This window comes from Halomonas sp. H10-59 (genome assembly GCF_040070555.1).
In the GTDB taxonomy this organism is placed as follows: domain Bacteria; phylum Pseudomonadota; class Gammaproteobacteria; order Pseudomonadales; family Halomonadaceae; genus Halomonas; species Halomonas litopenaei.
The window spans coordinates 1,275,594-1,289,502 of the sequence record NZ_CP098828.1; the positions used below are offsets into that span (position 1 = coordinate 1,275,594).

Sequence of the window (13,909 nt, forward strand, 5' to 3'; positions counted from 1 at the left end):
CGCGCAACGATGGCGTGCCTAGGCTGGAAGTGTTCGCTTCACTTCCAACAACGACAACGTCGAGGTGACTCCATCATGCAAGACTCCTTTCACGGGGTGATCGCCTTCGCGCTGCTTGCCCTCATGCTGTGGGTCGGCAGCCAGCTGCGAAGCCGGCTGAGCTGGCTTCGGGCCTCGCTGGTTCCGGCCAGCATCGTCGGCGGCCTGATCGGTTTTCTGGCGCTTTCGCTGGATCTGCTGCCGGGCTACTCACCCGCCGACTTCACCGCTCTGACCTTTCATTTCTTCACCCTGAGCTTCATGTCGCTGTGCCTTACCGGGGGTGGTCGCCAGGACGCGCCCGGTGGTGGCGGCAGTATCGTGCGCGGCGGGCTCTGGCTGACGCTTGCCTGGAGCATCAGCCTGGGCATGCAAGGTGCCATCGGCTTTCTGGTGGTGACCGGCTACGACGCCGTGACCGGCAGTGACGTCAGCGGATTTCTGGGGGCCATCGTGACCCACGGCTTTACCCAGGGGCCGGGACAGGCGCTGACCTACGGCACCATCTGGGAGACCGAGTACGGCATCGCCAATGCCGCCCAGGTGGGGCTGATCTATGCCTCTCTGGGATTCTTGATGGCGTTTGCCCTGGGCGTGCCGCTTGCCCGGCGCTACCTGACCAAGGGGTTGAACGCCAATCGCGCCTCGCGCCTGGATGACAACTTTCGCCTGGGCTTCTTTACCCGGGCGGGCGACGACGAGGGCAACCAGCAGGCTCCCGGGATGGGGCGCATGGTGTCGCACCCGGGCAATCTGGATTCGCTGGCCTACCATCTGGGCCTGCTTGCCATCGCCTACGTGATCACCCACCTGTGGCTGACCTTCGTGCAGGGCATCATCGGCAATGCCTCGCCGTTCGGCATCAACGTCGGGGTGCTGTTCAGCCACAACCTGTTCTTTCTGCACGGGCTGGGTGTCTGCGTGCTGATGCGCATGGTGATCGATCGACTCGGGCTTTCCCACCGTGTCGATGACGAGACGCTCAAGCGGATCACCGGCAGCGCGGTGGACTTCATGGTGGTGGGGACCCTCATGAGCATCCAGTTCGCGGTGCTCTACGCGCTGCTGGCGCCGATCCTGCTGGTGACCGTGACGGTGACGATCGCCACCCTGGTGGGCTGTCTGTTGATCGGGCGGTTGAGCGGCAATCTGGGACCAGAGCGTACCGTGACCTCGTTTGGCTGCTGCTGTGGCTCCACCGGTACCGGGCTCTTGCTGTTGCGCATGATGGACGCCGACTTTTCCACCTCGGTGCCCAAGGAGCTTGCCTTCTTCAATCTGGCCATCGTGGTGGTCAACCTGCACATCCTGATGATCTTCGCCCCCATCGTGCCGTCGCTGACGCCGGCGATCTATCTGCTGGTGTTCGGCGGCACCGCCATCGCCCTGATCGCCTGCATCCCGCTGATGCTGATGTGGGGGCGGCACGGCAGAGCCTCATCGCCCTCGTCGGGCTGGGCCGAGGGTGTTCCCACACAAGGCCATGCCGCCGCCCAGTCAGACTCAGCCTCCGCGTCCACGCCCACCATCAGCAAGGGAGCTGCCTCCTGATGAGCATCACCGTCTATCCCGCTCGACGCATCCTGACCATGAATCCGTCCCAGCCCGAGGCGACCCATGTCGCGGTGCAGGGAGATCGCATCCTGGCGGTGGGGGATGCGCAAGCGATGCCAATCGACGCCCGCATCGATGATCGCTTCGCCGACAAGGTGATCCTGCCGGGCTTTGTCGAAGGCCACAGCCACGCTCTGGAAGGCGCCATGTGGGACTACCTCTATCTCGGGTATTTCAGTCGGGTCGATGCCGAGGGCAAGGAGTGGCCGGGGCTGAAGAGCGTCGCCGAGATGCAGGCACGGCTGCGCCAGCATGCAGATAGCCTGCCGCCGGGCGAGCCGCTGGTCGCCTGGGGCTTTGATCCGGTCTACTTTCCCGGCCAGCGCTTAAGTCGCCACCAGCTCGACGAGGCGGTCGGAGATCGACCGCTGGTGGTGCTGCACGCAAGCCTGCACGTGATGACCGTCAATTCGGCCATGCTGGCACTGTCCGGCATCAGTGAGGGGCCGCGGGTCGAGGGCATCATGCTCGACGAGGACGGCCAGCCCAATGGCGAGCTCCAGGAAATGGCCGCCATGTTCGTGGTGTTCGATGCCCTTGGCAGGAATCTGTTCGAGGCGGTGGCGTCACCCGAGGTGCTCAGGCGCTACGGTGCCATCGCGGCGGCCAAGGGCGTCACCACCATCACCGATCTGTACAACCCCTTGAGCGATGACGCCATCGCCTCGATGGTCGAGGTGACCCGGGAGGCCGATTTTCCGGTGCGCCTGGTGCCGGCCATGGGGGTGCTGGCGTGGTCGGCCGAGGAGGGCATCGCGCGACTCCAGGCGGCGATGGGCCACAGCCATGAGCGGCTGGTGTTTGGCCCGGCCAAGCTGATGACCGACGGCTCGATCCAGGGCTATACCGCGCGGTTGAAGTGGCCCTACTACCATGATGGTCATCCCAACGGGCTGTGGAACGCCGAGCCAGAGGGACTGGTGGCGCTGGTACACGCCTACCACCAGGCGGGGCTTCAACTGCACATTCACACCAACGGTGACGAGGCCGTGGAGTTGATGCTGGACGCCCTGGAGGAGGCGCTGACCCTGTGGCCTCGCTTCGATCACCGCCATACCCTGCAGCACTGCCAGATCATCGACCATGCCCAGCTACGTCGCGCCGCCCGTCTTGGACTGTGCCTGAACATGTTCGCCAATCATCTCTACTACTGGGGTGATGTGCACCTGGAACGCACCCTGGGACCGACGCGCTGCCAGCGCCTGGAGCCGCTGGCCTCGGCCCGCCGACTGGGCATCGTCACCGCTATCCATAGCGATGCGCCGGTGACCCCGCTGGGGCCGCTGTTCACCGCCTGGTGTGCGGTCAACCGCCAGAGCGCCAGTGGCCAGACGCTGGGTCACCATGAGGCGGTGAGCGTGGAAGATGCACTGGAAATGATCACCCTGGGCGCTGCCATCACGCTGGGCATGGACGACCGTGTGGGTAGCCTGGACGTCGGCAAGTTTGCCGATATGGCGGTACTGGATGACGACCCATTGCAAGTTTCAGCACAGGATCTGCGACACATCCGGGTACACGCCACGGTGTCGGGAGGACGGGTGCATGAGGTGTGATGATCGGGTGCCGGTGACGGTGATCGCAGGTTTCCTGGGGGCGGGCAAGACCAGTTATCTCAACCGTCGGCTGGCGTCGGGGGATATCGAGGATGCTCTGATTCTGGTCAACGACGTCGGCGAGGTGAACGTCGATGTGGCGGCGATCGACTACCGCGACGATCGCGTGCTGTCGCTGTCCAACGGCTGCGTCTGCTGCACCCTGGGGGGCACCCTGGCCGAGCAGCTGTCTCAGGCGCTGCGACTCAAGGCCAGGCCAACGGAAATTCTGATCGAGGCCAGCGGCGTGGCCAATCCTCAACGGATCGCCGATATCGCCAGGCTGGCGCCGGGGCTTGAGCTTGCCGATATCGTGGTACTGGTGGATGCGAGCCAGGCTGGCCGTCTGGCGTTGGACGCCCAGGTGGGGGAGCTATGGCGCGCCCAGGTGCACGCCGCCCATCGTCTGCTGGTCAATCGTCTGCCTCAAGAGGACAGCGCGCGCGACCAGCTGCTCGGATGGCTGGGACAGCTCGCCCCAGGTGCGGCGGTGGCGACAGAGCCGGTACAAGTCGCTCCCGCGTCGTCCAGGACGACGTCCTCTGGCCCGGCCTTTTGGCAAGCGAATGGCGCCAAGCCATCGGCGGAGCCGTTCGCCGAGCGTGCCCGACACTCGGGGCTGACCGATGCCACCCTGCACCTTCGCCACCCCCTGGTGGCCGAGGAGTTGCAAGCGCTGCTCGAGCGCTACCGCGACTGCCTGTTTCGCGCCAAGGGCTTCGTCCGCTGTCGGCTGGCGGACGGGGAAGAATGGCGAAGTCTGCAGTTGAGCGGACAGCGCCTCGCCTGGCAGAGCCACGGGCCGCCCGCCACCGGCGCCGTGCTGGTGTGCATCGGTCGCCGGGGCGAACGCTTTACTCGGTTGATGGAGGAGCTTGCGCAGCTCGACAGCGAGACTGATACGGCGCCGATGGCACCGATCGGGCGCTAGCCCAGTGCCTCCCGGATTCAGCTGGTGCGACGTGCCTGGGGCAGCAGGGCCGCCAGGCGTTCGATGCCGCGCTCGATGCGGGTCTCGTCGATGGCCGAGAAGCCGAGCCTCAGGGTGGGGCGATGCGCCGGGGTCAGGAAGTGCACCTCGCCGTTCTCGATCAGGATGCTGTGCTCCTCGGCCAGCCGTTTCAGCAGTGCCACGTCGGTGTCGGCGGGGGCCTCCAGCCAGAAGCAGGAGCCGCCGAAGGTGGAGCGGATACGCAGCTCGGGCAGGTGGGATGCGAGGGCGTCACGCATCAACAGCCAGCGGCGCTGGTAGGTCTGGCGAATCTGGCGCAGCAGCGCGTCGTGGTAGCCACGGTCGAGAAACAGCGCCACGCTGCGCTGGTTGTTGGTGGCGGGGTGGCGCAGCATCAGCCGGCGCAGGGCGCGCGCCTCGGCGATAAAGGCGGGGGGCGCCACCATGTAGCCGAGCCGAAGGCCCGGCGCCAGGGTCTTGGACAGGCTGCCCACGTAGATCACCCGGCCATCGCTATCGAGGCTCTTGAGTGCCGGCGTCGGGTTGTCGACGAAGTTGGTCTCGCTCTCGTAGTCGTCCTCGATGACCAGATAGTTGTTGGCGCTGGCGCTGTCGAGCAAGTCGCGGCGGCGCTGCATCGGCAGGGTCACGCCGGTGGGCGACTGGTGGCTCGGGGTGACGTAGGCCAGGTGGCAATCGGCCAGGCGCTGGTCGATCACCAGGCCCTGGTCGTCCACGTCCACCGCGACGATTTCGTCGGTGAAGGTGCGGGCGATATTGACCATGTCGACGTAGCCAGGGTTCTCCATGGCGAAGCGTCGACCCGCCCCCAGGATCAGCATGGCGGTGATCCATAGCGCCTGCTGGGCGCCCACGGTGATCAGGATCTCCTCCGGTCGGGCCCAGACGCCACGGCGGGGCAGCAGTCGCTGGTGGATCTGTTCGATCAGCAGCGGGTCGTCTTCGCTCAGGTGGTCTGCCGACCAGCGGCGGATGGCCGGCACGCTGACCGAGTCGCGGCTGCACTCCCGCCAGTGCTGGGTGGGAAACAGGTTGGGATCGATCTGGCCGTAGAGGAAGGGGTAGTCATAGTCGAGCCAGTTGGCCGGCTTGACGATGGTCGGCTGGCGCGAGGGTCGCATCGTCAACAGCTCGTCCCAGGGCGTCGCTGTGCCGCAGTGGGAGGTGGCGCTGGCGGCTGGGGGGGCGATGTCGGCCGGGGGCGTGACGCGTCCGGCGAGGATATCCGGATTGACGAAGTAGCCGCTGCGCTCCCGGGCGACCAGGTAGCCGTCGTCCAGCAGTTGCTCGTAGGCGATCATCACCGTGTTGCGGGCCACACCCAGCTCCTTGGCGAGCTTGCGGCTCGAAGGCAGCGCCTCCCCGGTGGGCAGATGCCCCTCGAGGATGGCGTGGGCGATCTGCTCGCGAAGCTGGCACTGAAGGCTTTCCTGACGCTTTGCGTCGAGTCGAAACAGGGGGGCGCTCATACCGACGACGGGTTCCCGGATGGTGGTTGTTGGACGAGTTCCGGCGTGGCCCAGGCCTGGCGGCCACGCCCGCCTACGATCTTACAGCGTCGACGTCTTGTCGAGGGCTCGCGGGTGCCTGGCCCAATCGATGTGGGGCCACTGGTCCTATGGCGTCGATGCTCGACGGGGGAGAGTGAGTCACATGGCGGGTCGGACCTGACCGCGCTCGCCAGCCAATGACGATCAAGATGTGACACCCGCAACAAGATTCCGCTTTAAGCGGCACAACAATGATGGGAGTTCCGCATGCACACCAAGTCCCCTTTCCTCCGTACCATGCCCCCGCGCAACATGACTCCTGCCGCCTCGACCCGGCGCTTCGGCCCACGCCCGCTGGTGGCGGCGGTCGCCCTGGCGCTGCTTGGCGCCGCTGGCTCGGCCCAGGCGGCAACCTGGAAGATGGCGCTGGGCGACGCCGCCGGTGGCACCCAGCACGAGATGGGACAGACCTTCGCCAAGTTGATCGAGGAAAAGTCCGGCGGCGACGTCAGCGTGGACCTGTTTCCCAACGGCCAGCTGGGCAGTGAGCAGGACACCGTCAACAACGCCAGCATGGGCCTGCTCGACCTGTCGGTACTGGCGATCAACAACATCACGCCGTTCTCGCCCACGGTCGGGGTGATGACGCTGCCCTACGTGATCCAGAGTCCCGAGGACGCCCGCACCCTGACCCAGGGCGAGATCGGCCAGGAGATGGTCGACAACACCATCCGTGACGCCGGCGTGCGGATACTGGGCTGGGCCTACTCCGGCTGTCGCCGTCTGACCAACTCGGCGAGGCCGGTGGCGAGCCCCGAGGATCTGGATGGCCTGGTCATCCGGGTGCCCAAGAACGAGATCATGATCTCCGCCTACCAGTCCTGGGGCGTCAATCCCAACCCGCTGGCCTGGTCGGAGACCTTTACCGCCCTGCAGCAGGGCGTCGTCGACGGCCAGGACAACCCCTACATCACCATCGACGCGATGAAGTTCTACGAGGTCCAGGATCACGTCACCGACAGCTGTTATGTGTTCTCCATGGAGCCGTTGATCATGGGTGAAGGCATGTTCCAGAGCCTGTCCGAGGAGCAGCAGCAGTGGGTACTGGAGGCCGCTCAGGAGGCCACCGACCACAGCTACGAGTATCTGCTGGCCCAGGAAGACGCGATCAAGACCCGGCTGGTGGAAGAGCACGGCATGGAGATCACCGAGCCCGCCGACGGCGAGCAGGCGTGGATCGAACAGGCCACCTCCATCTGGCCCGACTTCTACGACAGCATCGGCGGCAAGGCCAAGCTCGACGAGGCGCTCGCCGCGCTGGGACGTGAGCCAGCCCCCTGATCTGTCACGACGTCGCTATCGTCTTGAATCCTCCCGGCGCCTGGCTCCAGGCGCCATGAATCATGGCACCGCCGGACGTCTGCCATTGGACGCCAGGTGGTGCCTGCTCAGAGGTCGTCGTGATGAATCGTCTATGGAAGCTCGTGGACAACCTCGAGAACTGGCTGTGCCAGCTGTTGCTGGTGACCTTTGTGGCGCTGCTGTTTGCCCAGATCATGCTGCGCAACCTGTTCAGCTATTCGCTGCCCTGGGCCGATGAGCTGGCTACCTACGCCTTCGTCTGGTTCGCCTACCTGGGGGCGGTCTACGCCGCCAAGAAGTCGGCCCACAACCGTGTCACCTTCCAGTTCCGTTTCTTCCCGCGCTGGGTGGAGCTGGCCTGCGGTGCGCTGACCGACCTGATCTGGATCGCCTTCAACCTGGTCTTCATCTGGCTCAGTTACGACTTCGTGTTCAACAAGATGAATACCTTCTGGAAGTCCCAGACCCTGGGCATCCCGATGAAGGTGTTCTACCTGATCCTGCCGCTGGCCTTTGTGCTGATGACCCTGCGCATCCTGCAGAACAACTACCTGCGCTTCGTCAAGCATCGCGAGCCCGTCGATCCCGAGGCCGAGGCCATCGCCGAGGCCAAGTCCTCGACGCTGTCGTCATCCAACGAGAAGGGAGACTGATCCATGGAGACGACCATCATCTACGTGCTGTTCGGGGTGTTCTTTCTGCTGCTGGTGCTGGGCGCGCCGATCACGGTGTCGCTGGGGGTGGCCGCGCTTGCCACCTATCTGTCGCTGGGGGAGAACCCCATGGCCTTCGTGCAGATCGCCTTCACCTCGGTGGGGTCCTTTCCGCTGATGGCGCTGCCGGCCTTTATCCTCGCCGGGGCCTTGATGGAAGCCGCCGGCATTTCGCGACGCCTGGTGGATATCGCCGAGGCCTTCGCCGGGCCGGTGACCGGCGGTCTCGCCGCCGCCACGGTGTTCGCCTGCATGTTCTTCGGCGCGATTTCAGGCTCAGGGCCCGCCACCACCGCGGCGGTGGGCATGCTGATGATCCCGGCCATGGCCAACCGCGGCTACGATCGCGGCTATGGCTCTGCCATCACGGCGTCCTCCGGTGGCCTCGGCGTGGTGATTCCACCGTCCATTCCCATGGTCATCTTCGGTATCTCGGGGATGGGGCTGCAGCCACCGGCGGAGGCCGTGGCCGCATACGGCGCCTTCCAGACGCTGTCGATTCCGAAGCTGTTCATCGCCGGCATCCTGCCCGGCATGGTGATCGCTGGCTGCCTGTTGACCGTCAACTACATCATCTCGCGCCGGCGCGGTTACAGCGGGCTGAGCGACAGCTGGTCCTGGGACACCATCGCCAGGAGCCTGAAGCGTGGCGTGTGGTCGATCCTGGCGCCGCTGATCATCCTCGGCGGTATCTACAGCGGCCTGTTCACGCCTACCGAGTCGGCCATCGTGGCCATCGCCTACACCCTGATCGTCGGTATCTTCCTGCACCGCGAGCTCAAGTGGAAGCCGGCGCTCAAGACTCTGGAGACCACCACCTGGATCACCGGACGGGTGCTGTTGATCCTGTTCACCGCCACGGTATTCGGCCGCTTGCTGGTCGAACAGCGGGTGCCGGCGGTGATCGCCGAGGGCATGCTGGGACTGACCGATAACCTGTACTTGATCTGGGCCATGGTTATCGCATTTCTGCTTTTTGTCGGCATGTTCATGGAAACCCTGGCGGCTATCATGATCCTGACGCCGGTATTGCTGCCGATCATGTACATGCTGGGCATGGACCCGGTGCACGTCGGTATCGTCGTCGTCTGTGCCCTGGCCATCGGCTTCCAGACGCCGCCCCTGGGGGAGAACCTGTTCGTGGCCTCCGGCATTGGCGGCGCCTCCATCGAGGAGATATCGATCAAGGCGCTGCCGTTTGCCGCAAGCTCGGTGTTCGCGCTGTTCGTGATCGCCTACTTCCCGGAAATATCGCTGTGGCTACCCCGTATGCTGGGGTATTGATTGCGCACCGTCAGCGCACCGCAAAAAAGGCCGGGTGTCTTCGCATGTCGCGGCGACCCGGCCTCTCGCCAAGGAGTCACGCCATGCCTGTTTCGATCTCGCGTCTTCTCTGTTGCCTGGGGCTGAAGGACGATTGCCGCCAGGTGCTTGCCCACACCCTGACGCTGGCCAAGGCCACCGGGGCCGAGGTTCACGTGCTGCATGCGGTCAAGTCGCTGTCCGATGACGTCATGCATACCCTCAAGGCCAACATCGGTGAACGCGCCACCCTGGATGGCTTGATGGAGCAGCGCCTGCGTCTGGCGCGAGAGCGTCTGGACGAATTTGTCGAAGCCTTCTGGCAAGAGCACGAAGCGAACCTGCCTGGGCGCGAGGTGGTGGCCGCCAAGTCGGTGCTGGAGGGGTACCCGGCATCGGAAATTACCCGCTACGCCGTGCGCCATGACTGCGACATGATCATCATGGCCACCAACAAGCGCGGCTTCGCCTCGTCCTATGCAGGCCGGGTGACCAAGGGCGTGATCAAGCGTGCCAGTGTGCCGGTGGTGGTGGTGCCACCGATGTAGCCACGAAGAACGTCAGTCTGGCTGGCCGAGCGTGTCCTGACCCGATCGGTCAGTCAGCGTACCTTGGCAATGCGTTCATGCGTTCATGCGTTCATGCGTTCATGCGTTCATGCGTTCGTATGCTCAGTGGTCGAAGGTATCCTGCAGCTGCCCGGCGATACGCCGCATCAAGGGCGCCCACTCCATCAGCGAGTCGATGCTGTGGCGCAGCCGGGGCGCGTGGATCGCCAGCGTCGCCTGGATGCGCCCGGTCTGGTCGTACACCGGCACGGCGATGGCCACCATGCCCTGGATGAACTCCTCGTTGTCGGTGCTCAGCTCCTTTTCGGCGATGTCCGCCAGGCGTCGCTCCAGCTCGTCTGCTTCGGTGGCGGTGTAGGGGGTATAGGCCTCCAGCGGCAGGTGCTTGAGCAGCTGGCGGCGCTGGGCCGGCCCCATCAGCGCCAGAAACATCTTGCCGCTGGCGGTGCAGTGCAGCGGAAGACGCGAGCCCGGCGGCAGCTGTATGCGTACCGGCCAGTTGGTCTCCACCCGTTCGTAGTAGAGCACCTCGTGACCTTCCAGCAGGGTCAGGTTGCAGGTTTCGTTGACCTCTTCGGCCAGGCGCTTGAGCAGCATACGGCGCGGCGCCTTGAGGCTTTCGTTGGCGAGCACGCCCATGGCCATACGGTGCAGTCGTTCGCCGGGAAGCAGATGCCGTCCTTCCACGTCGCGCACGATCAGATCCTGCTCCTCGAGCTGCTTGAGCAGGCGATGCAGGGTGGGCTTGGGAATGTCGAGCTGACGCTCCAGGTCCGAGGCGCTGACGCCGTGGATCGAGGTGGCGATGGTTTCCAGCAGTACCAGGCCTCGTTGCAGCGTCGAATTGGTCGTGGTCCGAGTGCTTGCTGTAGACATACGCGATCCTTGACGACGGAAAATGGTGGCAGGTACTCATGATAACGCGGCAAGCCCGGTGAGGCTTGCCGCGTGCTCCTGCTTGCCTGTCGGTGTTACAGGTTCACCAGCATCAGTGACAGCGCCGGCCACATCGAGATGGCGATCCAGCAACTGATCAGCGCAATGAAGTAGGGGATGACGAACTTCACCAGGCGCAGGTAGGGGATCCCGGTGATGCTCGAGGCCACGTAGAGGTTGAGGCCGAAGGGCGGGGTGACGAAGCCGATGGCGGCGCCGACCAGGAAGATCACCGCGAAGTGGATCGGGTCGACCCCGGCGTTCTGGGCGATGGGCGCCAGGATCGGTGCCAGGATGATGGTCACCGGCAGGCTCTCGAGGATCATCCCGGCCAGCAGGATCATCAGCATGCAGGCCCCCAGGATCACGTAGTAGTTGCCCAGACCACTGAGCAGGTCCTGCAGCGCCTGGCCCGCGCCCAGCACCGACAGCAGTTGCTGCATCACCACCGAGATCGCGATCAACGGCGCCAGCATGCCGGCGATCTGGCCCGAGCGCAGCATGATCGAGGGCAGCGCGGTGAAGCGAATCTCGCGGGTGATCAGTAGCCCCGCGATCAGGGTGAAGCCCACGGTGATGGCGGCGGCCTCGGTGGGCGAGAACTTGCCCGAATAGATGCCGTAGATCACCACCCCGATGGTAGCGAAGCCGAGATAGGCGCGCCTGGCGAAGCGCGCGCTTTCACCCGCCTTGAACGGAATCAGGGTGCCCCAGCCGTGACGTCGCGCCACCAGGTGACAGGCCGCCATCATGCCGAACACCATCATCGCCCCGGGGATCATGCCGGCGATGAACAGGTCGCTGATCGACAGGTTCATCATGAAGCCGTAGACGATAAAGATGATCGACGGCGGGATGATGATGCCGACGGTACCGCCGGAGGCGGCGGTGGCGGCGGAAAAGCGCTCGTCGTAGCCGTTCTTGACCATCTCCGGCTGCATGATCGAGCCGATGGTGGCGGTGGTGCCGGCGTTGGACCCGGAGATCGCCGCGAACAGGCCGCAGGCGCCGAGGGTGGCCATGCCCATGCCGCCACGCAGCCAGCCCAGTACCGAATAGGCGAAGTCGGACAGTCGCTTGGCGATGCCGGCGGCGTTGATCAAGTCGCCGGTCAGGATGAACAGCGGCAGGGCCAGCAGGCCGAAGAAGCTCAGGCCCTGGAACAGGGTGACCCCGATATTGGCCAGGGTGAAGTCGATGATCAGGCTGGTGCCGACCACCCACAGGCCGATCACCAGGAAGATCGGTACCCCCAGCAGAAAGATGGTGGTGCAGCCCGCGGTGACCAGGCCGATAAGCATGCCGTCGGTCATGACGTCTCTCCTAGTCCATGATGGACGGTTGCAGGTTGAACGGCTCGCGGCGCCGGAAGCGTGCGATGTCGCTGGCCAGGTTCTGCAGCACCCGGAAGATGATCAGGGCCCAGGCCAGCGGCGTGGCCAGGTAGAACCACCACTGCATCACGTTGTCGGTGCCCGGCACGATGGCGAAGTTCATGTGCGCCAGTTCCACCTGGGCGATGGTGAAGTGGATGACCAGGGCGCCGAAGCCGATCCACAGCACGGCGTCGAGCACCTGGCAGGCGAACTGGCCGGCGTAGGGCAGGCGCATGCGAATCTCGTTGAGCGACAGGTGGGTACGCTGCTTGACGTTGAGCGAGGCGCCGAACCAGGTCAGCCACAGAAACAGCAGCACCGGAATGCTGGTGCTCCAGGGCGCCTGCAGGCTGAAGAAGAATCGGCGGATGACCTCGACGAAGATGATGCCCGCCATGCCGCTGTAGGAGATCAGGATGATCACCTTTTCCAGATTGGCGTCGAGCCACTTGAGTGGCGCCAGCCAGGCGGGGGTCGGCCGATCGGCGACGTCGTTCGACGTCGCCTGGGCCGCGGTGGCCTTGTGATCGGTCATTACGCCCTCCACCAGCGCTTCGGCGCCACGTTGACCGCCGCCATCTCACGCGGGATCTCCCGGGCGATGGTGTGGATTTCCTTGTAGATGTCGACGTCGCCGGCCCAGGCATTGAGCCGCTCGCGCCACTGCTCCCAGGGCTCTGGGTTGAACTCGGGGGCGCACAGCTGCTCGGCCTGGGCACGGATCTCGTCGGACAGCGGAGCGACCCGCACGTTGTTCTCGGCGAACACGGTGCCGGCGGCGGGGTGTTCGGTGGCGCCGACGATCTGGTAGCGGCCGGCCTCGTTCATGCCCTGGGTGAAGATCTGGGCGGCGTAGGCCGACTCCATCACTTGATCCTGCAGCTCGGCATCCAGCGCCTCGAACTTCGACAGGTTCATGGCGGTGTGCTCGGTGCCGGCGAAGAAGCGCAGGTCGACCGCCTGGGACACCACCGGCGCCATGCCGGCGTAGGCCACCGCGCTCATCCAGGTCTCGGCACCGTCCAGCAGGCCCTGGCGCAGGCCGTCCAGGGTCTCTTCCCAGGCCACCGGGACCGGGTTGAGGCCAAGCTGTTCCATGGCGATGCGGCCAAGCTGGGTGCCGGTGACGCGGTTCTTGGTGCCCTGCAGCACCTCGAGGCTGTCCACCAGCGGCTTGTCGGCCCAGCTCTGGCCCATCATCAGCCCGCGCAGGTCGCAGTGGGTGAACAGGAACTGCAGGTTGTGGCGCTGGCGCATCGGCTCGCGCAGCAGGGCCTCGCTGCGAGGGTCGTAGAAGAAGTGAAACATCGAGGCGACGCTCGGGAACATGTAGGCGAAGTCCAGCACGTTCAGGTAGGGCGCGCCGCCGGCGGAATTCTGGGTCGAGGCCGAGAAGATGTCGACGATGCCCTGCTGGGCCTTGCTGACGCAGTCGAGCTGGTTGCAGACCTCGTTGGAGCCCATGAACTCGACGCGGATGGCGCCGTTGGTGCGCTCCTCTACGTCACGGGCGAAGAATAGCTGCCCGGACTTCTGGATATCGAGATTGCGCTCGTTGAAGCCCGAGGCGCCAAAGCGCAGCTGGAACTTGGGTTCGGTCTGATAGCGGCGTTGCTGCTCGGCGTCGGCGGCTCGGGCCAGGCTCGAGGCGGTGAGGCCAGCGCCCAGACCACTGGCGGCCAGCAGCGTGGAGGTCATGCCGAAGCGACCCGAGATATTCAGGAAGTCGCGGCGCGACACGTCTGATGAGAAGAGGCGTGAACTCATGGAAGGCTCCCAGTCTTGTGTTTGGTGTAGGGATGCAGGGGAGTGCCGGGGCGTTCGCGCTTGGCGATCGTCGCCTGGCACCGGGCCCGACAAAGGGCCTTGACCACACCTTAGAAGTCTCTCGGGAATAGATCAATAAAAATGAGTTTTTTTGTCTCGATATTGATCTTTTG

At 64.9% G+C, this 13,909-nt stretch carries 12 protein-coding genes; 7 read left to right on the plus strand and 5 right to left on the minus strand.

Annotation, left to right across the window (positions count from 1 at the left end; genetic code table 11):
• Nucleotides 1-75 precede the first annotated feature (75 nt).
• From NFG57_RS05735 to NFG57_RS05745, 3 genes are read left to right on the plus strand one after another with little or no spacing between them, the layout of a single operon-like run.
• On the plus strand, nt 76-1,590 hold the full coding sequence (locus tag NFG57_RS05735) for a sodium/glutamate symporter (protein WP_348815616.1): 1,515 nt from the start codon (nt 76-78) through the stop codon (nt 1,588-1,590).
• On the plus strand, nt 1,590-3,209 hold the full coding sequence (locus tag NFG57_RS05740; RefSeq protein ID WP_348815617.1) for an amidohydrolase: 1,620 nt from the start codon (nt 1,590-1,592) through the stop codon (nt 3,207-3,209). Before NFG57_RS05735 ends, NFG57_RS05740 begins: the two co-directional genes overlap by 1 nt.
• Entirely contained in the window at nt 3,199-4,179 is a 981-nt protein-coding gene (locus NFG57_RS05745) for a GTP-binding protein (RefSeq protein ID WP_348815618.1), read from the plus strand. The genes NFG57_RS05740 and NFG57_RS05745 overlap by 11 nt, the downstream gene beginning before the upstream one ends.
• Before the next feature lie 17 nt (nt 4,180-4,196).
• On the opposite strand, the gene NFG57_RS05750 is transcribed toward NFG57_RS05745, so the two are convergent.
• Nucleotides 4,197-5,690, minus strand: coding sequence for a PLP-dependent aminotransferase family protein (locus NFG57_RS05750; protein WP_348815619.1), 1,494 nt, complete (start codon nt 5,688-5,690; stop codon nt 4,197-4,199).
• Nucleotides 5,691-5,978: 288 nt separating this feature from the next.
• Here NFG57_RS05750 and NFG57_RS05755 point away from each other — a divergent pair, with 288 nt between their 5' ends.
• The 4 genes from NFG57_RS05755 to NFG57_RS05770 all read left to right on the plus strand — a co-directional run bounded on the left by NFG57_RS05755 (nt 5,979) and on the right by NFG57_RS05770 (nt 9,636).
• Entirely contained in the window at nt 5,979-7,052 is a 1,074-nt protein-coding gene (locus NFG57_RS05755; protein ID WP_348815620.1) for a TRAP transporter substrate-binding protein, read from the plus strand.
• A gap of 122 nt (nt 7,053-7,174) precedes the next feature.
• Entirely contained in the window at nt 7,175-7,726 is a 552-nt protein-coding gene (locus tag NFG57_RS05760) for a TRAP transporter small permease (protein WP_108131565.1), read from the plus strand.
• A 3-nt stretch (nt 7,727-7,729) separates the two neighbouring features.
• Entirely contained in the window at nt 7,730-9,070 is a 1,341-nt protein-coding gene (locus NFG57_RS05765) for a TRAP transporter large permease (protein WP_348815621.1), read from the plus strand.
• Between the two features lie 83 nt (nt 9,071-9,153).
• On the plus strand, nt 9,154-9,636 hold the full coding sequence (locus NFG57_RS05770) for a universal stress protein (protein ID WP_045991948.1): 483 nt from the start codon (nt 9,154-9,156) through the stop codon (nt 9,634-9,636).
• Nucleotides 9,637-9,759: 123 nt separating this feature from the next.
• Here the strand turns inward: NFG57_RS05770 and NFG57_RS05775 are convergent, their stop codons facing one another.
• From NFG57_RS05775 to dctP, 4 genes are all read right to left on the minus strand, one after another.
• Nucleotides 9,760-10,533, minus strand: coding sequence for an IclR family transcriptional regulator (locus NFG57_RS05775; protein ID WP_045991949.1), 774 nt, complete (start codon nt 10,531-10,533; stop codon nt 9,760-9,762).
• Nucleotides 10,534-10,628: 95 nt separating this feature from the next.
• Nucleotides 10,629-11,906 (minus strand): TRAP transporter large permease, encoded by a 1,278-nt coding sequence (locus tag NFG57_RS05780; RefSeq protein ID WP_045991950.1) that lies wholly within the window; start codon nt 11,904-11,906, stop codon nt 10,629-10,631.
• Between the two features lie 10 nt (nt 11,907-11,916).
• Nucleotides 11,917-12,504 carry a TRAP transporter small permease gene (locus tag NFG57_RS05785; protein ID WP_222569188.1) on the minus strand — a complete coding sequence of 196 codons (588 nt, stop codon included), beginning with the start codon at nt 12,502-12,504 and terminating at the stop codon, nt 11,917-11,919.
• Nucleotides 12,504-13,736, minus strand: coding sequence for a TRAP transporter substrate-binding protein DctP (dctP, locus tag NFG57_RS05790; protein ID WP_197037057.1), 1,233 nt, complete (start codon nt 13,734-13,736; stop codon nt 12,504-12,506). The genes NFG57_RS05785 and dctP overlap by 1 nt, the downstream gene beginning before the upstream one ends.
• Between the last annotated feature and the right edge of the window lie 173 nt (nt 13,737-13,909).

Excerpts from the sequence above, each read along its gene's own strand:
- NFG57_RS05785 (WP_222569188.1), bottom strand. The coding sequence starts at position 12,504 with ATGACCGATCACAAGGCCACCGCGGCCCAGGCGACGTCGAACGACGTC.
- NFG57_RS05740 (WP_348815617.1), top strand. The coding sequence starts at position 1,590 with ATGAGCATCACCGTCTATCCCGCTCGACGCATCCTGACCATGAATCCG.
- NFG57_RS05775 (WP_045991949.1), bottom strand. The coding sequence starts at position 10,533 with ATGTCTACAGCAAGCACTCGGACCACGACCAATTCGACGCTGCAACGA.
- NFG57_RS05770 (WP_045991948.1), top strand. The coding sequence starts at position 9,154 with ATGCCTGTTTCGATCTCGCGTCTTCTCTGTTGCCTGGGGCTGAAGGAC.
- NFG57_RS05735 (WP_348815616.1), top strand. The coding sequence starts at position 76 with ATGCAAGACTCCTTTCACGGGGTGATCGCCTTCGCGCTGCTTGCCCTC.
- NFG57_RS05750 (WP_348815619.1), bottom strand. The coding sequence starts at position 5,690 with ATGAGCGCCCCCCTGTTTCGACTCGACGCAAAGCGTCAGGAAAGCCTT.
- NFG57_RS05755 (WP_348815620.1), top strand. The coding sequence starts at position 5,979 with ATGCACACCAAGTCCCCTTTCCTCCGTACCATGCCCCCGCGCAACATG.
- NFG57_RS05765 (WP_348815621.1), top strand. The coding sequence starts at position 7,730 with ATGGAGACGACCATCATCTACGTGCTGTTCGGGGTGTTCTTTCTGCTG.
- NFG57_RS05780 (WP_045991950.1), bottom strand. The coding sequence starts at position 11,906 with ATGACCGACGGCATGCTTATCGGCCTGGTCACCGCGGGCTGCACCACC.
- NFG57_RS05760 (WP_108131565.1), top strand. The coding sequence starts at position 7,175 with ATGAATCGTCTATGGAAGCTCGTGGACAACCTCGAGAACTGGCTGTGC.
- dctP (WP_197037057.1), bottom strand. The coding sequence starts at position 13,736 with ATGAGTTCACGCCTCTTCTCATCAGACGTGTCGCGCCGCGACTTCCTG.
- NFG57_RS05745 (WP_348815618.1), top strand. The coding sequence starts at position 3,199 with ATGAGGTGTGATGATCGGGTGCCGGTGACGGTGATCGCAGGTTTCCTG.